The sequence below is a fragment of the Enterovibrio norvegicus genome, assembly GCF_002876705.1.
In the GTDB taxonomy this organism is placed as follows: Bacteria; Pseudomonadota; Gammaproteobacteria; order Enterobacterales; family Vibrionaceae; genus Enterovibrio; species Enterovibrio norvegicus_B.
The window spans coordinates 245,056-267,777 of sequence record NZ_MDAG01000007.1 but is presented as its reverse complement, the minus strand read 5'-3'; the positions used below and the strand labels follow the sequence as shown (position 1 = coordinate 267,777).

General features: G+C 46.8%; 18 protein-coding genes. 12 read left to right on the top strand and 6 right to left on the bottom strand.

From position 1 onward, the window contains the following. Positions 1-476 precede the first annotated feature (476 nt). Together BCT27_RS04305 and BCT27_RS04300 are read left to right on the top strand one after the other, a co-directional pair. Entirely contained in the window at positions 477-1,910 is a 1,434-nt protein-coding gene (locus BCT27_RS04305) for an ATP-binding protein (RefSeq protein ID WP_102395134.1), read from the top strand. Beyond that, positions 1,907-2,536, top strand: coding sequence for an HNH endonuclease (locus BCT27_RS04300; protein ID WP_102395133.1), 630 nt, complete (start codon positions 1,907-1,909; stop codon positions 2,534-2,536). Before BCT27_RS04305 ends, BCT27_RS04300 begins: the two co-directional genes overlap by 4 nt. A 279-nt stretch (positions 2,537-2,815) precedes the next feature. Here BCT27_RS04300 and BCT27_RS04295 read toward each other — a convergent pair whose 3' ends face one another. Together BCT27_RS04295 and BCT27_RS04290 are read right to left on the bottom strand one after the other, a co-directional pair. Then, complete coding sequence (locus tag BCT27_RS04295; RefSeq protein ID WP_102395132.1) at positions 2,816-4,174, bottom strand: hypothetical protein; 1,359 nt, start codon at positions 4,172-4,174, stop codon at positions 2,816-2,818. Positions 4,175-4,616: 442 nt separating this feature from the next. Beyond that, entirely contained in the window at positions 4,617-5,564 is a 948-nt protein-coding gene (locus BCT27_RS04290) for a chemotaxis protein CheV (protein WP_102319193.1), read from the bottom strand. A gap of 359 nt (positions 5,565-5,923) precedes the next feature. On the opposite strand from BCT27_RS04290, the gene BCT27_RS04285 reads away from it, so the two are divergent. Then, the gene (locus tag BCT27_RS04285; protein ID WP_102319194.1) at positions 5,924-6,847 is read left to right on the top strand and encodes a chemotaxis protein; all 924 of its coding nucleotides are present in this window, start codon (positions 5,924-5,926) and stop codon (positions 6,845-6,847) included. Between the two features lie 224 nt (positions 6,848-7,071). Beyond that, complete coding sequence (locus BCT27_RS04280; RefSeq protein ID WP_017007718.1) at positions 7,072-7,377, top strand: DUF496 family protein; 306 nt, start codon at positions 7,072-7,074, stop codon at positions 7,375-7,377. Positions 7,378-7,557: 180 nt separating this feature from the next. Here the strand turns inward: BCT27_RS04280 and BCT27_RS04275 are convergent, their stop codons facing one another. Both BCT27_RS04275 and BCT27_RS04270 read right to left on the bottom strand, forming a co-directional pair. Continuing rightward, complete coding sequence (locus BCT27_RS04275) at positions 7,558-8,586, bottom strand: porin (protein ID WP_102395131.1); 1,029 nt, start codon at positions 8,584-8,586, stop codon at positions 7,558-7,560. A gap of 419 nt (positions 8,587-9,005) precedes the next feature. Continuing rightward, complete coding sequence (locus BCT27_RS04270) at positions 9,006-10,994, bottom strand: sigma-54-dependent Fis family transcriptional regulator (RefSeq protein WP_241908499.1); 1,989 nt, start codon at positions 10,992-10,994, stop codon at positions 9,006-9,008. A gap of 346 nt (positions 10,995-11,340) precedes the next feature. Between BCT27_RS04270 and BCT27_RS04265 the strand changes: the two genes are divergently transcribed. From BCT27_RS04265 to BCT27_RS04235, 7 genes are all read left to right on the top strand, one after another. After that, a complete protein-coding gene (locus BCT27_RS04265; RefSeq protein ID WP_102319196.1) occupies positions 11,341-12,420 on the top strand; it encodes an ABC transporter ATP-binding protein in 1,080 nt (359 codons plus the stop codon). A gap of 9 nt (positions 12,421-12,429) precedes the next feature. Further along, positions 12,430-13,572 (top strand): ABC transporter ATP-binding protein, encoded by a 1,143-nt coding sequence (locus tag BCT27_RS04260; protein WP_102395129.1) that lies wholly within the window; start codon positions 12,430-12,432, stop codon positions 13,570-13,572. Further along, on the top strand, positions 13,562-14,431 hold the full coding sequence (locus BCT27_RS04255; protein ID WP_102395128.1) for a carbohydrate ABC transporter permease: 870 nt from the start codon (positions 13,562-13,564) through the stop codon (positions 14,429-14,431). Before BCT27_RS04260 ends, BCT27_RS04255 begins: the two co-directional genes overlap by 11 nt. 3 nt (positions 14,432-14,434) lie before the next feature. Further along, complete coding sequence (locus BCT27_RS04250) at positions 14,435-15,232, top strand: carbohydrate ABC transporter permease (protein ID WP_017007712.1); 798 nt, start codon at positions 14,435-14,437, stop codon at positions 15,230-15,232. A 10-nt stretch (positions 15,233-15,242) separates the two neighbouring features. Continuing rightward, positions 15,243-15,515 carry a DUF2160 domain-containing protein gene (locus BCT27_RS04245; RefSeq protein ID WP_102319198.1) on the top strand — a complete coding sequence of 91 codons (273 nt, stop codon included), beginning with the start codon at positions 15,243-15,245 and terminating at the stop codon, positions 15,513-15,515. Between the two features lie 27 nt (positions 15,516-15,542). After that, complete coding sequence (locus BCT27_RS04240) at positions 15,543-17,282, top strand: ABC transporter substrate-binding protein (protein WP_102395127.1); 1,740 nt, start codon at positions 15,543-15,545, stop codon at positions 17,280-17,282. A gap of 287 nt (positions 17,283-17,569) precedes the next feature. Then, positions 17,570-18,055, top strand: a complete 486-nt coding sequence (locus tag BCT27_RS04235) for a hypothetical protein (protein ID WP_102395126.1) — start codon at positions 17,570-17,572, stop codon at positions 18,053-18,055. A 39-nt stretch (positions 18,056-18,094) separates the two neighbouring features. Here BCT27_RS04235 and BCT27_RS04230 read toward each other — a convergent pair whose 3' ends face one another. Then, positions 18,095-20,401: a response regulator gene (locus BCT27_RS04230; RefSeq protein WP_102395125.1), complete on the bottom strand. Its 2,307-nt coding sequence runs from the start codon at positions 20,399-20,401 to the stop codon at positions 18,095-18,097. Between the two features lie 82 nt (positions 20,402-20,483). Between BCT27_RS04230 and BCT27_RS04225 the strand changes: the two genes are divergently transcribed. After that, positions 20,484-21,266, top strand: coding sequence for a substrate-binding periplasmic protein (locus BCT27_RS04225; RefSeq protein WP_241908498.1), 783 nt, complete (start codon positions 20,484-20,486; stop codon positions 21,264-21,266). Between the two features lie 192 nt (positions 21,267-21,458). Here BCT27_RS04225 and hppD read toward each other — a convergent pair whose 3' ends face one another. Then, a complete protein-coding gene (hppD, locus tag BCT27_RS04220; protein WP_017008342.1) occupies positions 21,459-22,574 on the bottom strand; it encodes a 4-hydroxyphenylpyruvate dioxygenase in 1,116 nt (371 codons plus the stop codon). Positions 22,575-22,722: the final 148 nt, after the last annotated feature.

The following is a 22,722-nucleotide window of genomic DNA, read 5'->3' as shown; positions in this document are numbered from 1 at the left end:
AGATTCAAAATGGATGGCAACTGAACAATATGAAAAGCATATCGTTATGAAACCATCCATTCATCTTTACCACGCACCTTTGAGCCTGAAAGCACTAACGCATGCAACTGATAAGGTTATGGTTTTCTTAAAGTGTGTGTCCCTATATTTCTTGAAATGGATGGAAACTAAACAATATAAAAAGCATATCGTTATGAAACCATCCATTCATCTTTGTCACACACCTTTGAGCCTGAAAGCACTAACACATGCAACTGATAAGGTTATGGTTTTCTTAGAGTGTCTGTCCCTATATTTCCTCTTTTACCACGCACCTTTGAGCCTGAAAGCACTAACGCATGCAACTGATAAGGTTATGGTTTTCTTAAAGTGTGTGTCCCTATATTTCTTCAGTCTAAAAGGTCGGACTAAATTGCTTTTCACACGAAAAATCATTAAGTTAGCATCGAATAATAATTGGTTTAATTGGTGTTATTTTGGGATTTCGGGCGAAAAAGGTCAGCGGTCATTCACTTTGGGATGAAGAGGCAACTGAAGTGATGAGTGATAACAGTAATGCTTTTACGGTTATCATTGGTACGAATGGGTGTGGCAAATCTGAATTGCTTAAAGATACCTGTAATTACTACCTTGAGCTGTATGCGCAAACCATCACCAGCAAAAATAGAAATATATTTTCCGCTGTGCATTTTGCCAAAGAAGACATTAAACATTGGTCCGCGATCGAAACGGAGATCAATCATTCTCTCCCTAGAAAGCTAATAGCTGCGTCTAGTAGCCAATTTGAGAAGTTTGATGCCCATTGGCGACATTCATCTGACTTTCTCGTTAACGGATTTTATGCGTACATCGGATCTAAACCTTACTTACCCTCACTATCGCCGTCAGTGCGCATTGCCTCCAAAGCAGTGGAGCAATTGCTGAACATTCGCTCAGACACCAAAAGACTCAAAGCTCTCAGTTGTTTTCTGACGGAGTTTCAGTTTGGCCCCCTTTTACGCTTAGATTTTGATTTAATGATCCCCTCAGAAGATATTAGACGGATCGCAGAATCGGAAAATTTTGAACATATTGGGCGTGATGAGGCCACACGCATGGCCATCAAAAGACTTCATGAAGAATATGAAATACAGGAGTTAGTCTATCTCCTAAACCTGTGTGAGTTGGTAGCACACACGCCTGAAATGATTCTTCGTATTACGACGACAGACATGGAGTTGGTATCTATTGACACTAACATGGGTGAGTTTGATATCACTAAACGCGATGTTGCTACGTTACTACGCTGTGGACTTATTTCGCTAAAAAATATCAGTACCGTGTCCACAACACCGGATCATGGTTTTAAAAAGCCCGTTGACGATCTTGTATTTAGGCCCCTTTATAAACGCAGCTCTGGTGAGCAATGTTTGTTTTTACTCTTCATGGGATTAATATCTGCTATCGAAGACCATGCGTTGATTTGCATTGATGAGCCGGAAATTAGCTTACATCCTCAATGGCAGGAACGGTTTGTCGATATTGTGAACCACGCTTTCGTCGACTATCACAGTTGTCATTTCCTTATTGCCACTCATTCACCACTGATCGTCTCTGACATTTCGGCCACCAATTGTCGTGTATATGACATGGTAAATCGTCAACTCATTGATGCAAGCCCTCACCGTGAAAGGTCCGCGGACTATCAACTGGCAAAGCTTTTTCACAACCCAGGCAAAAACAATGAGTATTTGATCACTCAAATCATAGAGGTCTTAGATTGTGTCTGTAAGACAGAAAATCCTCCTGAGGAAACATTGGCAGCAGCAAACTGGCTTTTAAGCTTTGAATTTAAATTGGAAGAACACGACAAAGTCAGGGTTTTACTGGGAATCATGCGCTCAACCTTGTTGGCAGGAGGGCACCTATGACGCCTTTTGTCCTGAGCGATGATGATAAAGCGATCATCGAAGACGTGCTGAAAAAAAACGTATCCCCTAATGAAAAGTGGGGCGATCCGGCGGTGGCAGAACTCAAAGCCAGAATGAAAAAACATTATATTAAACAACAGGGTTACTGTTGTGCTTACTGTAAGGTTCACAAGCCCTCTCTGCATGGTGGGGACTGGGATTTAGAACATATCATGCACAAAAATGATTTCGATACATGGATGTTTCACCCAGAGAACCTCTGTGTTTCCTGTAAAGAATGTAATGGGTACAAAGGTACCTTGTTAGTAACCAAATCCCCTTCTTACACCAAATTCCCAACACGGTCATCGAGTTACATTATTATCCATGCGCACTACGATAGGTATGAAGACCACATCATGGCATTGGTGCCCGGTGTCACCTATCGGCATAAGGGGAATAAACATGGTAAAGGATGGAAAACCATCGAAGTGTGTGGGTTGTTGCGCTACCACGAAGAGGGAGGCCGAACACAGGTTGACCCAATCACCCAAGCTGTATTGCGCTTGGCTGCTGATGACCAGACACCAGAAAACTTGAAGCTCGCAATCGAAGTATTACAAGGCAAAATCAACGCGATAAGTTAGTTTGAGTTGTACTCTTAGCTGATTGTTTTCGATAAGTTTTTTGGCATTAGAAAAGCTATGGAAAACTCTCGATGTGAAAGTAAGTGGGTTTGCTTTCGCCAGCACAGAATGGGGCATAAACGTGCCAGAACCGATCGACCTAAAACGGGTTTGGGCGAATTTTTCACCCAAAACTCGTTTTCACACACTCACTCTTACGGCTGAATTGCTATGAAGAGACAAAAACAACAAAACCACCATTATCGGTGGTTTTGTCTTTTCTCTGCCTTCTCGGCGGTATTAACCAAACACTTCTTCGACATCGACAACTTTGGAACGGTTCACTGTTATTTTCCAGCGTTGTAGGGTGATGGTGCCGTCTGGGTTTTTCTGTTTCGCGATCAGGTTGAACTGGTGGCGTTTATCGATCGATTCGCGCGTGACTTGTCCGTCGCTCAATGCGTAGTAACGTTCTTTACCGCGCGCCATGAGGCGTGAAAAAGGACGGAAATCCATGCGCCACACTTCTCGTGTCATGTCATAGCCACTGAGGAACTTGGTGGTGGACATGTTGGTGAGCATCTTCATGCGAACCACGGATTCTTCACGCTGGCGCAATTTGCCTTTACGCATTTTGCGCACGTCGTCAGGGATCTTATCGAAGGCGATGTAATCCAACCATTCTAACTGGCTGCCGATACGCTGACCGGATGTTGGGTCAGTGAACAACTTGCGCCATTTAGGGCGACCTCGGCGAATGAAGCGCCAAAGCACATCACGTAAATCGTCTTTAAAGATCTCCCTGAGCGCATACAAGCCGGCCATGGCGAGGGCGAACGACAAGGTAATCTCACCCAAGAAGCTGCGCATACGAATGATCGCCACGGTGACGAATATCATCACGAGGCCCGCTGCTGCGCCTTTCGCTAATTTGTTCAGGTTTTGCCCGAGTACCACGTCTTTCTGACGGATGGTGACGGGGTATTCAATCAAACGGCGAGCAAGGCGCATCTTGTTCACCATGCGCGTGGTATCAACCTGTGCTTTGTCTGAGTTGTAGTTACGTTGAATGCGGTACGCCGACTCAGACTCAACAAACGCAATTAACTGTTCTCGAATCGGTTTAAATGCTGCGCTACGTGGCATGTGCGCCACCAACGACAAGAAGCGCTGCTCTGTGAGCCAAGACAGGTAGTTATCGATATTGTTGTAGTACTTAATCAGGCTGTCTTCTTTTGGCACATAACGGCGCAAACGACGCAAAATCTCAACCGCCATGTCCGTGATGTATTCAAGTTGCTCTACCGCTTCAGCTTCTTCAACATCGGCAACCGTATCAAAGAATCGGTGTGTGGTTTTTTCTAGCGACAACGCATATTGATAAGCATACAAGCTCAAACTTACGCGGTATTTGTCCGATGGGAATTTGTCCCGGCTAGCAAGGCGAGAATGCACCAAAGGAAGGTGGTGTTGAGACGTAAAATAGGTACGCGTGTTCGAAAGGACAGTGTTGTAAAACGCGTCCTCGCTTAACACTTTATTGGAGAAATTCAGTTCTCCGGGCACGAAAAGATAGAATTCGACATCCTGTCGTTTTACTTCTTCATTAATCAGCGCGATCCGTGCGGTTAACCCCTCATATTTCTCTACAGAGATCAATGTGTACTCCAAACATTCGTCATCTCACAACAAGCGTGCAAGCCGCATTTATTCGCTATTGTCATCCTATGCGGCAGCTTAGTGTAACGAATTTATCCATTAAATCAGAAACAAAAAATGTCATTATCTTCAGACAGAAAGCGCACTGAACAATTTATGACCAATCATTGATAATCCGGCTGCATCGCCCATATTCTCAAGTTTGAGATGGACACAGTCTCACAACATCAACTGGGTTATCCACAGAAAAAGTGAATAAGTTTTTGGTAACGTCGAGATGATTCAAGCGCACGCTCATTGCCTTGATTGCTGGCAAAATGCACGATGCGCAAGTTCGACAAACAGACATCTCATCGTAGAATGGTAAACAACGGCGAAGGTGTTGCCCTAAGGCTGTTAGCCTAGGGCAAAAACAGGGTAGAAAAGTGACGGGAAACGCGCGTTATTTCCCCGTTTCTAATGCTTGGCGCATACGGGTTTGCACCACATCAACCAAGAGATCGGGTTGGAATTTCGATACAAACCGATCACACCCTACTTTCTCAACCATGGCTTCGTTAAAGCTGCCACTGAGCGAGGTGTTCAAAGCCACATATAAGTGGCTCATTCGTGCATCTGCACGCACTTCAGAAGTCAGCTTGTAGCCGTCCATTTCCGGCATCTCTGCATCCGTGATCATCATTAGAATCTCATCGGTCACGTTCTTGCCTTCATCACACCACGCTTTTAGCGTGGCTAACGCCTGAGCGCCGTTTTTCTTTTCAATACATTCAATGCCGAGCTGCGCCAGCGTTTCTCTCACTTGCGTACGCGCGGTCGATGAATCATCAACGATCAGTACTTTCTGACCGGACAAATGCGATGACAAGTCACCGTCCAGCACATCTTCCGATATACCAATGTCGTAAGACACAATTTCGGCCAGCACTTTTTCAACATCGATGATTTCAATCAGCCTAGCTTCGCCTTCATGCTCAAGTTTGCTGATCGCCGTGAGGTAGTTACCGTGCCCTGTGCTCGGCGGCTCCATGATTTCATCCCACCCCATGTTCTTGATATACACCACTTCGCCAACCAGAAAGGCCTGAATCGAACGGTTGTATTCCGTCACAATCAGGTTTGCTCGCTGATCTTTGCCCAAAGGGCGAAACCCAATGGACTGACGCATATCAATGACTGGAATCGAGTTTCCACGAATGGTCGCGACACCGCTGATTTTTGGATGGGCACCCGGCATTTGATTTAGATGCGGTACTTTGAGTACTTCACGAACTTTGAATACGTTAATCGCAAAAAGCTGCCGGGTTCCTAGCTGAAAAATAAGCAGCTCAAGCCTGTTCTCCCCGACTAAGCGGGTTCGTGAATCTACAGAATCTAAAATACTCGTCATCGCACTCTTCGCCGTCTTCATTCACCAAATGGTGACAGTTAACTATGCCTCTGGTTTCAATCAGTAAAACATATTCATCTGTCAGTCGCATCAGGTCTTGGCGCAATTAGCGTGCTATTTATCATTTCAACAATAATAGTAGGAAAACTCTCGGGATAAAGCGAAGCATTGATGCGCAAAGCCACACCATATGCAACATAGAGCAAATTTGGTCATTTCTTGTTCACCCCATGAGCTCCCACCCTCTGCACTGAAAGTTTGTGCCCACAAACAGAAACAACCGAGGTGTTATCCTCGCAATCTAGCGCTACAATTAGAAAAGTATTAGAACGGTTAAACTGTCGACTACAGGCGCTGAAATGAAAAGCAAAGCCAATGAATCTCAGGGAATGTTGCTCTTTAGATTGTCTGCAACGCAGACATTTGCAATCGGTACATTGAAAGTGCGCGAAATCGTCCCTTTTTGTCCGCTTACCGCATTACCCGGCTCTCACCATACGGTTGTGGGTACCGCCAATATTAGAGGGATCACGACACCCGTTATAGATATGGCGAAAGCCATTGGGTATCAGCCGATAGAAAAAGACGAATACAAAAACTGCTTTATTATCATCACCGATTGCCAACGTCGGGTGGTGGGATTTTTAGTGCGTGGCATTGAAAAGATCAGTGAATGTGATTGGCGAAACATCACCCCTCCCCCAGAATCTTTGGGGTCACGCGCATTCCTAACCGGTGTGATGAACGTCGATAAAAAAATTGTACAGCTGCTCGACGTTGAATTGGTGATGTCGAAGATTTTCCCAACCTCAGCCGACAAGCTCCACCCCGTTCTTGCGGATGTGGATCGTGAAAAGCTCAAGCCTATGCACATCATTTTGATTGATGACAGTAGTTTGGCGAGACGCCAACTCTCCGAAGCACTCGACAGTATCAACATCCCCTATGAAGTCAGTTCAAATGGGCTCGATGCGCTAGAAAAGATGAAAGACTCAGCAGCACATGGCCGACCTTTTGACATTGTGGTGAGCGATATCGAAATGCCAGGAATCGACGGGTATGAATTGGCGTTCGAAATTCGAAGCAATGAGCCGTTAGCTGAAGCCTATTTGATCCTTCATACCTCACTATCGAGCGAGATCAGTGTTGACCGAGCCCACCAAGTTGGCGCTCATGAAGCTTTAACCAAGTTTGATGCGACGGAATTGGTCAATGCCATGCTTCGCGGCGCACGATTGAAAACAGAAAGCGACACCGTACGCTTAGAAGGCACGGTGGAGTAATTTACTTTCATTTGTACCCCTAAACGTAAACCGTATGCTTAGGGGTAAATTTATCGATACCTTTATCATCAACCTCGCCAATCTCTATTTACTTTGATTAGACCTGTGCTACAAACCCAAACCAGCAAAGCAAATTCCTGCCTTTTCCTTGATCAAAAGACTGTTTCCAAGCCTGTCAATGTGGTTTAATTTCGTCAGGATCACACATAGAAGGCTATAGACCTATGAGTAACGTATTCGAAATCGTGAAATTCTCACGTCGCAAGAACAAACTGAAGCGGGAAATTCAGGACAACGAGAAAAAAATTCGCGATAACCAAAAGCGTGTCACCCTGCTTGAGAACATGCTTGATTACATTCAGCCAGAAATGACACACGATGAAATCGTTGAAATCGTGAAAAACATGAAAGCCGACTATGAAGATCGCGTTGATGACCACATCATCAAGAGTGCTGAGATTTCAAAAGAACGTCGTGAAATCAGCCGTCAGATCAAAGAGCTGACCCGTTTGGAAAAAGAAGGCAAATAAGACGCCGCTTTCTTCAACGTAAAGAATATCTAAAAGGAGGCTTAGCCTCCTTTTTTGTTGCCTGCTGTTTCTCCACTGAATTGTGTTCGTAGAAAAAAGCACCGTGATATAACGAGAAAAGCCTGACGCTCGTCAGGCTTTGAAAGGCAAGGGGAAGTTAAAGCGTGTTAATGGCAGGGATTACCAGTAAACACGTGCACCGATGGCATACTTCATTTCGCTGTCAGCCGTTGCGCCTGCAGCTACTGTCCAATCGTTTTTGTTGTTCGTGAAACCTGCGGTTGTACCGTCTGCATATGCTGCTTCACCATACACCCGGAAGAACGAATTGAATTTATGCACTGCACCAAGGTAAACCAGCGTCGCATCGTTGCTTTCAAGCACGGAAGAAGCGGCGTCTTTCACATCGTACTCACTGAACTCATAGCCACCATAAACAGATGCTTTATCGTTCAGAGCGTAGCTTAGCGCTAGGCCGTAACCCGTGCGATCCAGTTCCATGTTGACCGCATCACTCTCGATTTTGCTCGATGCATATTGAACACCAACGCTTAAGTCGCCAAACGTGCGCTCTACCCATAGCGTGTGGAAGAAATCTTCAAGTTCACCCGCTGGCACACCGTCAAATGCTGCGTGCCCTTGTGTTGCTTGAGATACTCCGGCAGTGACATCAAAGCCCGCGACATTTACACGACCAAACAACTCGAACACTTCAGGGTTTGCATCGTCTTCAGCAAAGGCATAGCTCGCATCCACATAGAAGTCATCGTTTTCAAAAATGTAACGCACTGAACTATCGTGTTTACCGCCAGAAATCGTGCCTTCAACGATGTGTGAACCGCCGTAGAAGTATGAGTTATCAACACCCCACAGATCATCAGCAGTGAGATATTGTTTGCCAAGGGTCACTTTACCCCAGTCACCGCTCGCACCAATATAGCTATAACGGTTTTTAAATTCGTCTGCCAAGCTATATTCAATGGCACCTAGCACATCAAAATATTCATTTACTGTATATGTCGCATTAACGCCAGCCCGTGAGCTACCATCGTCTAATTTGATATCTTTGCCTTCGTCTTTCGTCAATTTCGCGCGGAGCTGACCGTATACTTCTACTGAACCTTCGTCGCTGCTAAATACTTCATACGCGCTTACATTGCTTGCGAATAGTACTGCTGGAATTGCTACTGCTAAAATTTTCTTATTCATACAATACGTCCCTGTATTTATTATTCATTCCGTTTGCAAAGATGTTGCGGAATAAAAATTAACATCGGTGAAACACAGGAGCAATGATACAAATGTTTACAAAATACAAAGGATAGCGAACAATATGTTCACTTTTTGCACAAATAGTAGCAGTATGATTGAAACACTGATAACGCATAAACAGTCACAAAAATGAGACGAAAAACTCACGATTATTCATATGGAGTCACTTATCCGACCTGTTTATTCCATGAGGCAGGATGTAAATCTGTTTAATATCTGTTCAACTTTATAAATACAGCACTAAACATTAATTGCGAGTGGACTCACAATTAAATTAAAAACAACACACTTATTTTTCGGGAATACACTGTGCCACGCGTAATTAATCGGCACAAATTGATGACATACTAGACAATCTATTTTAACCCTAACTGTCTAAGCCGCTTATAAACGGTATTACGACTTACACCTGTTATTTGTGCAATTTTGGAAATATTCCCTTCTGTTGAATGAAATAACGCCGGTAACGTGTCTTGCCAACGTGAAGGAATAATGGGCTGCGGGGAGTATTGAGAGGAAAGTGGATTAACAACATCATTACCGAGGCTGTCGGTAGATTCATCAGCATGAATCCCCGCTTTCTGCTCGGCCTTATCAATGGTAGCGATTTCAGCGGACGTGCGTTCGTTCGATTGTAAATCGAGAAAGAAGTCATCCGACAAATGATGTCGAGTGATCACATCACCATCAGACAATGCCAGCGCTACGCGAAGTACGTTCACCAATTGGCGAATGTTGCCCGGCCAAGGGTGCGCTTGGAAAAGAGACATTACATCATCGCTGATCATGGGAGAAGCACCTTGCTCCGACAGTGACATCAGCAACTCTGCGACAAGCTCTCGCAAATCTGTGCGTTCACGAAGCGAAGGTAAAAACAGGGTTAACCCATTTACACGGTAATAAAGATCGTCTCGAAATTGTTTACTGGCGACGGCATCTCGCAAGGATTGGTGTGTTGCACACACAATGCGAAAATCGACAGGGTAACTGTCTGTGCTACCCAACGGGGTGACGGATTTCTCTTGTAACACACGCAATAAGCGCGCTTGCACGTGAAGCGGCATATCACCAATTTCATCCAGAAACAGGGTGCCACCGTCAGCTTGACGAATGTAGCCTAAACTGCCTTTGGCACTTGCGCCCGTAAACGCACCTTTCACATAGCCAAACAGTTCAGACTCAACTAACTCAGCGGGAATGGCCGCACAGTTAACCGCGACTAACTTTTCTGATGCTCGCTCAGAGGTGGCATGCACAGCCTGTGCAAACACTTCTTTACCGACACCCGTTTCCCCTTGTATGACCAAAGGAATGTCGCTGTTCACCACACTTTGCGCTTGGCGGATCGCACGGTGCATTTTGCCATCGCCCAAATCAAGCATGGGCAGGATACGTGCTGATGTAGAAGAGGGGGCTTTGCTCGCAGGCGATGACGCGGCAACATTCAACTTGGTGTGTGAAAACGCAGCAGGTGTGGCCACTCGTGGAATATGTGCCACTTGAGGATGTTTCACCGTCGCAAACAAACGGTATTTAGGTAAGCCGATAAAAGAGAGCGTTTGGTTTTCAGGATGCACCGACAAGTGCAATGCCGAAATGCCCGTCACCAGATCAATAGATAGCCCTCGCAAGGCTTGTCCTACCAATAAATCCGCCCGTCGGTTTGCCGCAATGATCATGCCTTCGTCATTGAACACCAGCATCCCCGCCCACTGGCTGTCCAAGTTATCGCTGCTGGTGTTGAAGATCAGCATGTGATTGTGCTGACGATACGTTGCAATGATGAGCTGATTCTCCACGGCTTGCGTCATCACTTTTACCATGCCGTTAACATGGGATGTAGGCAGATACGCGTCGGAAGAAATATTGAGCACACCGACCAAGCGGCGATCACTGTTATAAATAGGGGCAGCTGACGCTGTCATGTAGCGGTTCGCAATCAAAAAATGCTCATCTCGCCCCACCACCACTGATTCGCCCGTTTGTATCGCCGTGCCAACCGCATTTGTGCCGTTGTATTTTTCCTGCCAACTGGTGCCGTTCTCGAACAAATGCTTGTCCATTTGCCCAACAAAACCGGGGCGTCCCCACTGACTCAACAGCGTGCCTTCATGGTCAGCCAACAGCACCAAACTATTACTGTTAACCAGAATATTTTCATAGTAAGGCAAGACTTGTTCTTGCGTGGTCGCAATCAAATCATTGGCGCGCGCTTTGGCATCTTGCCAATCACCGCGATTGAGTTGAATGATTTCCGGAGACGATTTTGGTGTCAGCCCGAAAGACCGGCATCGGTGCCAAGATGCCTGAATGACTTCATCGTGCGTGTGAGCCATATCGCTCATCCACCCTTCTTTTTTGAGCGTTCGAAAACGTTGCATGGTCGTTAAGCATTGTTCACATAGTGTTAACAGTCAACAATTTCTTGCGCACAAAATGCACAGTGACAGTGCTCACATTTATTTTTAATTCAATATTTTCAATGAGATAAAAAGATATCAATTGTTGGCACACTTCTGGCGTATGTCATGTTGAATATTTTAAAAGCCAATGTATGGCGTCTGTCAGAGAACGAGCATCACGAAAAACACAGAAACGAAAGAAAAAGGAAAAATTCCGCTGTTTTTTCACTGACGAGACACCGCACGGCTCAATGCCAACGATTGGCAACGATCAGATCAGGGAGTGTTCATGTCCTTAGCGCTAGAGAACGTCACAAGGATCAGTAACAACGAAAGCTGGCTTGAAGAGATCAATCTGACTCTTGAACCCGGCTCATTCAATGTCCTTTTGGGAAGAACCTTGGCAGGTAAAACCAGCTTAATGCGATTGATGGCGGGGCTAGACAAGCCCACCACAGGGCGCGTGTTATTTAACAGCCAAGACATGACAGGTGTGCCTGTTCGCCACCGCAATGTGTCCATGGTTTACCAGCAATTCATTAACTACCCCAACCTGTCCGTATTCGAAAATATTGCCTCACCGCTACGTTTAGAAAAACACCCAGAGTCCGTCATCCGTGAACGCGTACAAGAAACCGCAGAGATGCTCCACATCGAACAGTTTCTTCACCGCCTTCCCCTTGAACTCTCTGGGGGCCAACAGCAACGAACCGCCATGGCGAGAGCCTTGGTAAAAAATGCTGACCTTATTTTGTTTGATGAACCGCTTGTGAACCTTGACTACAAGCTACGTGAAGAACTTCGCCAAGAAATGCGCGAGTTGTTTGCGACCAGAAATACCATTGCCGTCTACGCCACGACAGAACCCAACGAAGCGCTCGCGCTTGGGGGCAATGTGGTGCTGATGCATGAAGGCAAGGTGATTCAATCTGGCCCAACCGCCGAGGTTTACCACCACCCTTCTTCTGTTACGAGCGCAGAGTTGTTCGGTGAACCGCCCATTAACATGATCAACGGCCACATTGCTGATGGAAATGTGTCCTTTGCTGAACACATCCACTTCCCTGTAAACACCGTTCTCAGTGAGCTAGAGGAAGGGGAATATCAGTTTGGCATTCGCCCCAATCACCTCAGCCTTGTTCCCCACAATGACGACGATCTCGAGCTTTCTGTCGAGGTTGAACTGGCAGAAATCAGCGGCAGCGAAACCTTTCTTCATGTACGAAACCGCGACGTTGGCATGGTGCTTCATTTACCGGGGGTGCATGACTATCAAGTGGATCAGCGCATCAGCATCTATGTGCCAACACACAAGTTGTATGTGTTCGACAGCACACAAAACCTCATTCAATCCGCCCGTTATCGCTAAGGAGTATGTATGGCTGAAATCGTCTTAGAATCTCTCGCACATTCGTACATGCCCTCACCGAGCGGCGCGAATGATTACGCAATCCGAAGGATGACTCACACATGGCGAAATGGCGGTGCCTATGCACTGCTAGGCCCGTCAGGATGTGGCAAAAGCACCATGCTAAACATCATTTCAGGCTTGCTTACCCCATCAGAAGGCAAAGTGGTGTTCGACAAGCAGGATGTGAGTCACCTTGCTCCGCAAGAACGCAACATCGCCCAGGTGTTCCAGTTCCCTGTGGTGTACGACACCATGACAGTGGCAGATAACCTCGCTTTTCCGTTGCGTAACATGAAAACACCAGAGGCCAAAGTGCGTTCACGCGTCAGTGAAGTCGCGGAACTGCTTGAGCTCACGCCAGTGTTGAACAAACGCGCCAGTAACCTGACCGCCGATGAAAAACAAAAAGTGTCCATGGGCCGTGGCCTTGTGCGTGAAGATGTATCGGCCATTTTGTTCGATGAACCCCTTACGGTGATCGACCCGCAGCTCAAATGGAAACTGCGCCGTAAGCTTCGCCAAATCCATGAACAACTTCATATCACCATGGTCTATGTCACCCATGATCAGCTTGAGGCCGCCACGTTCGCGGAAGAAATCGCCGTAATGTACGACGGCGCGATCGTGCAATTTGGGTCACCTCGTGAGCTTTTCGAATCCCCGAATCACACGTTTGTTGGCTATTTCATCGGCAGTCCAGGCATGAATTTGATGCCCGTAACCCGCAGCAAAAATGGCGTGGAATTCGAAGGCAAGCTTATACCGCTGACGGATGAACAAACCCATGCGCTCGACGCATCATCCAGCGACAACATCAAAGTCGGTATTCGCCCTGAGTTTGTGCATTTGTGGCAAGACGCCCGCGATGATGCGTGGCAAGTGCCTGTGCAATACGTGGAAGACCTCGGCACCTATAAAATCATCACCGTGAAATTTGGCAGCATTCCACTCAAATTGCGCATTGATGAAGAAACGCCGGTGCCGAAAGAAAACACATGGATAAGCTTTCCCGCCCAATGGCTAAAGCTCTACATCGACGAATACCTCACGGGAGAACCCACTTCCTCAGACGCGGTATCGGCAGAGCAAGGAGCGCCTCATGCAGACTAAAACCGAAAACAACCACGCGTGGTGGCTTGTGCTCCCCGTGTTCTTGCTGGTTGCCTTCTCCGCCATCATCCCGCTGATGACGGTGGTGAACTATTCGATTCAAGATATCTTCGATCAAAACACGGCGTATTTTGTCGGCACAGAGTGGTATCGAGAAATCCTGAATGACCCACGCCTACACGATTCGCTGGTACGACAGTTTATCTATTCCTTCTGTGTCCTCGCGATAGAAATTCCGTTAGGGATCGCCGTGGCACTCACTATGCCTGCGCGTGGTTTGAAAGCCTCACTGGTGCTCATCGTGCTCGCCGTGCCACTGCTGATTCCTTGGAACGTGGTCGGGACTATTTGGCAAATCTTCGGCCGCGCCGACATTGGTTTGCTGGGCTGGTTCTTGAACAGCATCGGCGTGAGCTACAACTATGCCTCTAACCCTGTTGATGCATGGGTCACCGTGTTGGTGATGGATGTATGGCACTGGACATCGTTAGTTGCCCTGCTTTGCTACTCCGGCCTTCGCGCCATTCCTGATGTGTATTATCAAGCCGCAAAAATTGACCGCGCGTCTAACTGGGCGGTGTTCCGACACATCCAACTGCCCAAGCTAAAAAGCGTGTTGCTGCTCGGTGTGTTACTGCGCTTTATGGACAGTTTCATGATCTACACCGAACCGTTCGTCTTAACAGGCGGCGGCCCGGGTAACTCCACCACCTTTTTGTCGCAAACACTCACGAAAATGGCGGTCGGTCAATTCGATTTGGGTCCCGCGGCAGCATTCTCAATCATCTATTTCTTGATCATCTTGTTGGTGAGTTGGTTGTTCTACACCGCCATGACCAGCATGGACAATAGGAGCTAAACGATGCAGAAAAAAACGCTTGGCCTTATTGCCTACATCATCTTCTTAATGCTGCCAATTTATTGGTTGCTGATGATGTCTTTTAAAACCAATGAAGAAATTCTGGGCGGATTAACCTTTTGGCCGCAATCGCCAACGCTGGCGAACTACGCGATCATTTTCTCTGACCCAAGCTGGTATTCAGGGTATTTGAACTCACTGACCTACGTGACCATCAATACTCTACTGTCGCTGGCTGTTGCCTTGCCTGCGGCGTATGCGTTTTCGCGCTACCGCTTCGTGGGCGACAAGCACCTGTTCTTTTGGTTACTCACCAACAGAATGGCACCACCTGCCGTCTTCCTGTTGCCTTTCTTCCAGCTATACAGCTCCGTTGGCTTGTTTGATACCCATATCGCGGTCGCGCTTGCCCACTGTCTGTTTAACGTGCCGCTCGCGGTGTGGATTTTGGAAGGTTTCATGTCTGGTGTACCCAAAGAGATCGACGAAACAGCCTATATCGATGGCTACAGTTTCCCACGTTTCTTCGGTCGTATTTTCATTCCCATGATCCGTTCGGGCATCGGCGTAACCGCGTTCTTCTGTTTCATGTTCAGTTGGGTTGAGCTCTTACTTGCCAGAACACTGACTTCCGTTAACGCCAAACCCATTGTTGCCACCATGACGCGAACCGTCAGTGCGTCAGGTATTGATTGGGGCGTACTCGCCGCCGCTGGTGTGCTGACCATCGTACCGGGGCTGCTGGTGATTTGGTTCGTGCGTAATCACGTTGCTAAAGGATTCGCGTTGGGACGCGTTTAAGGAGAATCAAATGAATTGGATGGCTTGGACTCAACCCAGTGCACTTTTTTTTATCACCATCGGCTGCATTTTGCTGGTGATGACCACTTTCGAAGTACTCCGACCGTGCGTTGCTCGCAAAGGCTTTCTGCCTATCACAACCACACGGGGTGATCGACTCTTTATAGGCCTACTGAGCAGTGCCTATATACACCTTTTCTTCATCGGTATGACAGACCTCGCCATATGGTATCCGTTTGGGATTTCCATCGTTTGGCTCGGTATTGTTCTACGCTGGGGTTAGGGAAATACGTTAAAGGAGCTAAAAACTATGAAGCACTTACCTGCATCAAAGCAATGGACGCCTCTCGGATTCCTAATCGGGATGCTGCTCGCGCCAAGTGCGCTAGCAGACCAATACAAAGATGCTGCACAGAAATGGGTGTACGATGAATTCACCCCTTCTACCCTAAGCAGCAAACGTCAACTCGAAGAAATGGCGTGGTTTACCAATGCCTCAAAAGCGTTTCGTGGCATGGAAATCAAAGTGGTCTCAGAAACCATCACCACCCATGAATACGAGTCCAAGGTGCTCGCAAAAGCCTTTGAAGAAATCACGGGCATTAAAGTCACCCACGATTTGATTCAAGAAGGCGACGTGGTAGAAAAACTGCAAACTGAAATGCAATCAAACCGCAGTATCTATGACGCCTACATCAATGACTCAGATCTGATTGGTACGCACTTCCGCTACGGTAAAGTATTCCCTATTAGTGACTACATGGAAGGAGAAGGCCGCACCATTACCTTGCCTACTCTCGACATCGGCGACTTTATCGGCACCGAGTTCACCACAGGCCCAGACGGAAAACTTTATCAACTGCCCGATCAGCAGTTTGCCAACCTTTACTGGTTCCGTGCCGACTGGTTTGAACGTGATGATTTGAAAAAACAATTCAAAGACATTTACGGCTACGAGCTGGGTGTGCCAGTGAACTGGTCTGCCTATGAAGACATCGCAGAATTCTTCTCTGTCCATGTGAAAGAGATCGACGGTCAACGCGTCTACGGCCATATGGATTACGGGAAAAAAGATCCCTCACTTGGCTGGCGTTTTACTGATGCATGGTTCTCTATGGCAGGCGCAGGCGATAAAGGTATTCCTAACGGAAAACCTGTCGATGAGTGGGGTATTCGCGTAGAAGGCTGTCGTCCTGTTGGTTCAAGTGTGGAACGCGGGGGCGCCACTAACGGCCCAGCAGCGGTTTACGCAACAACCAAATACGTAGATTGGCTGCGCAAGTACGCGCCACCAGAAGCACAAGGCATGACGTTCTCAGAAGCTGGCCCTGTCCCAGCACAAGGTTCTATTGCACAACAAATTTTCTGGTACACCGCCTTCACCGCCGACATGACAAAACCAAACTTAGCGGTAGTCAACACTGACGGCACACCTAAATGGCGCATGGCACCGTCGCCTAAAGGCCCATACTGGGAAGAAGGCATGAAATTGGGGTATCAAGACACAGGTTCTTGGACGTTGATGAAGGCCACCGACCCTAAACGTCGCGCCGCGGCTTGGTTGTATGCGCAATTTACTGTGTCTAAAACCGTGTCGTTGAAGAAAACGCTGGTCGGCCTAACGCCGATTCGTGAATCTGACATCAACTCGCAAGCGATGACAGATATTGCACCCAAGTTAGGTGGCCTCGTTGAATTCTACCGCAGTCCTGCGCGCGTTCAGTGGACACCGACAGGCACCAACGTGCCGGATTATCCGAAACTGGCGCAACTGTGGTGGCAATTCATTGCAGAAGCGGCAAACGGCGAGAGCACACCACAAGAAGCACTTGATGGCTTGGCAAAAGCACAAGACCGCGTTCTGCAGCGTCTTGAGCGCGCCAACGTGCAAGGCGAATGTGGCCCTGAGCTTAACGACAAACGCGATGCATCTTACTGGCTAGAACAACCTGGCGCACCAAAAGCCAAACTGGCCAACGAGAAACCTCAAGGTGTCACCATCTCATACAATGAGCTGCTGAAATCTTGGGAAACAGATTCACCTCAATAAGTTGCACTAAGTGGACTCGCAGAAGCATTCATGCGCTTCTGCTTTTTTCCCTGAGGATGAAGCCGTTCAACTCGGACGGGATGCAGTAAAAAAGTGAAACCATATTGCGTAAGTAAAACGCCTGCAGATGCAGGCGTTTTTTCTTTACGGATCATTCTAACCTTCAGAGCTTTTTTCTGTAACAAATTGATTTGATTACGAACAACCTTCGCAATAAGTCACGATGATATAATTGGAGACAATTTGCCTAGTCACCTGCATTTACGTTTTATCGATGGAGTATTTGAGTGGAAATCGAGTTGAGTTGGGGTTCACTAATAAAGATCACGACGTTAGGCCTATTTACTTACATCATTTTTCCAATATTGATGGTGTGTAGAGATTCTATTTTGTGGTGGTTCATCAATGCAGTAGTAGTTGGAAAAAGGAATCAAAAGTTGATCTGCGAACACGCTTTAGATAAATCATGGCTCGAATGCGCAGATATTCTTCCTTTCCGAGTTCTAGGTAGCGGTGCAGATCAAAAATTTTATCTCAACACAAAAGAAGTCAGTCCAGACCTATGGGAGCATCAAAGAAATCATTGGTTTAAAACATCTGAAAAAGTAGCAAACCAAGCAGCTAGTTTGAAGATTCTTGAGAAACGTATCGATCGAATACTTCAACACTACAAATTACCTGAGGTGAATCCAGTAAAAAGGCTTCACGACGACATGTACAAAACATGGTGTGGTTCGTTTGAAGATACCAAAAATAAAGAAACTACTGGGTAACTCCAATAAATCACCAAACAATAGTTTCAATAACTTAAATTAAATCGTCTGTGCTTGCTCTTCAGAGGCGCCTGGCATGTGCAGTTTAATCACGCGCTCAAGGTTGGCCTTGCTGACTGGCTTGGCGATGTAATCGTCCATGCCGGATTTCAAGCATTCTTCTTTGTCGTGTGCCGTGGCGTTTGCCGTTAAGGCAACAATCGGCGTTTGCGGGGCGAGATCGTGATCGCGAATCAAACGAGAGGCTTGGTAGCCATCCATGATCGGCATTTGGCAATCCATTAAGATCAGATCGAATGCTTCAGCTTCACACAAATCAACGGCGATTTTCCCGTTTTCAGCCACCACCACGTCTACACCTAATCGCGTTAGCATGGCTTGGGTGACGCGCTGATTCACCAAGGTATCTTCAACAACCAAAATACGGCCTGAATAGGTGTTGTTGGTGTTTGAACCCAGACGATTGCTGGCTTCTTTCAGTGGCACCACATCCAACTGCGGCTGTTGGCTGCGAAGGATGCGTATTAACACGTTTTTCAAATCGTTAAACTTGTACGGACGCGATAAGTATCCTTGAATGTTGAAGCTGTCGAGCTTCACGGTGTCATGCACTTCCGGTGCTGCCGTAATCATGATCATGTTAGGACAGCGCTTACCGAAGCGGCTTTGCAGCTGAGAGGCAACGGAGAAACCGTCTGTGCCGGGCATCAGTTTATCAAGGATGACAATCTTGAACGGTTTGGACGTTTCAATCCGTTCTGCAATCATTCCTTCCGCATCTTCTGGGTGCACACAACACGTCACCTGACAGCCTAAGTTACTCAATTGGGCGCTGGTAATACGCATGTTTAAACGACTGTCGTCCACCAGCAGCATCGCGGCATCAGAGAACATGAGTGCATCAATGGGTGTCGCTTCAGGGGCTTCTGCACGGTCAAAGGTGGTCGAGAAGAAAAAGCGGCTTCCCACGCCCTCTTTACTTTCAAGCTTCAGACTGCCGCCCATGAGTTCAACAATCTGGCTAGAGATAGCAAGGCCAAGCCCTGTTCCGCCAAAGTTTCGGCTCATGCTGCCGTCTGCTTGCTCGAACTTCTCAAAGACTTGGGATTGTTTGTGTTCAGGGATACCGATACCGGTATCCAACACCTCAAACAGCACAGTGATGCGATCGCCCACTTCTTCAACCAAACGGATATTGACGTCGATACGGCCTCGCTCTGTGAATTTCACTGCGTTTCCGACCAAGTTAATCATGACTTGGCGTAGACGAGGGGCATCCCCCATCAACAACGGCGATAACACTTCGTCGATATTGCAGCGGAAATCGATGCTTTTTTCTTTGGTGCGAAGTTTGAACAAATGCTCGATATCTTTGTTCAGCTCGAACAGGTTGAGTTCAAGGATGTCGAGGTCGAGTTTCCCCGCTTCGATTTTCGAGAAATCGAGAATGTCGTTGATGATGTCAAGAAGTGACAAAGAAGACGTTTCAAGCATCTCTATAAATTCGCGCTGCTCTTCATCGAGCTTGGTGCCTTTTAACAAAGACGCCATGCCAATGATGCCGTTCATCGGAGTTCGAATTTCATGGCTCATGTTGGCAAGAAATTCACTCTTCTTCTGGTTGGCAACTTCAGCCTGTTCTTTTGCGTCGTTAAGCTCGGTGTTGTAGACGCGAATTTTTTCAACGGTGTCATTGTACTGTTCGTACAAAATCACGAGCTCTTCACCGAGTGCGCGTTGAGGTTGTTTGATCGGTTTCGGCAGGTGATCGGCGTCGAACTTGGTCACACTGTGAGCGATCCATGTGAGCGGTTTGACCACATCGGCATACACAATCGCAAACACCAAGCCACCGAGGATCAAGGTCGCCCCCCCTAAAAACAAGAGGAGGATAACAAAGCGCTCAGTGAGAGAGTTATAGATGCCCTGCAAACCCACTTCGAGCTGCATGTAACCGAGGTTGTAGTTCTTTCCGAATTGCTCGTGAACCAACGGCCACTGATATGCAAGCTTAGGCGTGTTTGGAATGCTACCTTGCTCTGCCAAGACGCGTTCATTATCAAACACTTTCACATAAGAGACATCTGGATCACGCAATATGCCTTCAACGATAACACTTAATTGCTTTGTGTCCTCTTGCCAGACACTATTCGTAATGCTGGCTAGGTCCGTTTGTTGGATTAATAGTGCGTGCTCACGTACCTGTTCAGATTTTGACTTGTAATCTAGATAGAGCGCAAATGCGGCCACTAAAAAGGCCAGCAAGGTACAAACAAGCAATATTCGGCCCACTAATCGGGCTGCGATGCTAACTGGCTGACGAACTTTCTCTTTTTTATTCAACATAGACTAGGCTTATTAGTGTCTTAAAAGTAAAGCATCCTGTTTAAGGATAGCTGCAAACTGACAATTACCAACGATGAATAAAATGACTCGTATGTTTGATAAAACTAATTTCAATGCAACATCCTTATTATTTGCAGTGTCTGCGATTTTATTTAGTCACACTGCTTCCAGCGAAGTGCTCGACTATTATGTCGTTCAAGACCAAGCTGAACCCTTTCAAATCCAAGATAAGGGTACCAACCATCACGGTATCATTACTGACATTCTATACAAAGCACTTGAAGGGTCTAAGTATACCCTTGATATCCATACGTACCCGTTTAATCGAATGATGGCAGAAATGTCTTCAAATCAAGATAAAAACTGGGTCACGTACGGCAGCCCTTTGTGGGGTGACATGCAATCAGCAAACCTCTCAACGCAACCTGTCTTTGATGTTGAACACAGCATACTCAGCAGCACGAATTCAACGTTTACATACAAAAACCCCGAAGATCTCGATGGTAAGGTTGCAGTGTTATTGCTCGGATTCAACTATCCGGGGCTTGATGGAGAGATTGAGAGCGGCGCATTAAGCGAAGTTCGCGTTAAAAATCACCAATCTGCATTTCGTGTCGTTAACCGATTAAAAGACATCGGCGGCTTTGTCGAAATGGATCTTCGTCTCCAATACCATTTGAAGCGTTTAGGCTTCACAAACAATGACTATAAGCTCGAGAGCATCAGCAATGTCATTCCAAACTATGGCATCCACATTGCCTTTTCTCCGGGCATCGATCACGAAATTAAGGAATTCATTGATAATCGTCTACAAGAAATGGTCAAGAAAAACGAAATCGAAGCCATCATCGCTAAATACCAGTAAGGGCTTATAAAAATAGGCGCATAAGGCGTTTCTTTTTATACCAATAGCCAAAAAAGTAGACGAGATACACATTCAAGTATTTTGCTGAACAGTAAAAAGGCGTTACAACCAGATATTACGTATGTTCAAAATGCCAATAAAAAACAGGTCGCATAAGCGACCTGTTTTTTTATTAAAGACGTCCTGGAACCATTACCCAGCATCTAACACACCGCGTCGAATTTGATCGAGCTCGATGGATTCAAACAAGGCTTGGAAATTACCTTCCCCAAAACCTTGGTTACCTTTGCGTTGAATAATTTCGAAGAACACTGGCCCAATCACAGTATCAGTGAAAATTTGCAACAAAATACCTGAGCTGACGCTGCCATCAATCAGCACCCGCATATCCCGCAATGTTTCCACGTTTTCGTCATGGCCTTCCACACGGGTATTAATGGTCTCGTAGTACGTATCTGGCGTGTTCATGAACGCCATACCACGTTGACGAAGTGTTTCTACGGTTTTGAAGATGTCATCCGTGCTCAAGGCAATATGCTGTATACCTTCGCCGTTATACTCTTTCAAATATTCTGCGATTTGAGATTTGTCATCGCTCGATTCATTGATCGGAATACGGATTTTCCCGCATGGCGCCGTTAAAGCGCGCGATTTCAACCCAGTGAGCTTACCCTCAATGTCGAAATAGCGGATCTCTTTGAAGTTTGCGATGCGATCATAAAAGTCAGCCCACACGTCCATATTGCCTTTTTCGACATTGTGGGTGAGATGATCGATGAACGTAAGACCAGCATCTGACGCTGCGACCTTCTCTTTCCAATCGGGGTAGTAATCGAAATCAATGCTGTAAATGTCATTGTCACCGTAACGGTCAACGAAATACAGGTACGAGCCGCCAATGCCGTGTACCGCAGGAACGTTGAGTTCCATGGGTCCGATACGCGGCTCACACGCCGTTGCACCCTGCTTCACGGCGTAATTCATCGCATGAAGCGCATCTGTTACGCGAAACGCCATCGCATTCACACTGGCGCCATGTTGTTGGGCGAACCCTTCGGCTTGCGAATCGTGCTCTCCATTCACAATAAAGTTCACTTCACCCTGACGATAAAGCCACACGTCTTTGTGTTTGTGCTTTGCCACTTCGGCAAACCCCATCAATGAAAACAGAGATTTCAACGCATCGATGCCTTCTGCATTCGGGGCGGTGTATTCCACAAATTCGAAACCATCCGTCCCCATTGGGTTGATCGTTTTTACTGTGTGGGCGTCCATCTGAGCCTTGTCTTGATGTGCTGCTTTTGCCATTGATGCATCCTCCATACGCGCTAATAGCGACAGTGCCTTGCTCTGTTAGGAATAGCAGTCGGTATAAGGCGCAGCCAGAAACGCGCATGGGTTGCTGGAGGAAAAGGTGTAAATCAGAAAATGTACACATGAATTGACAGCTCCCTAC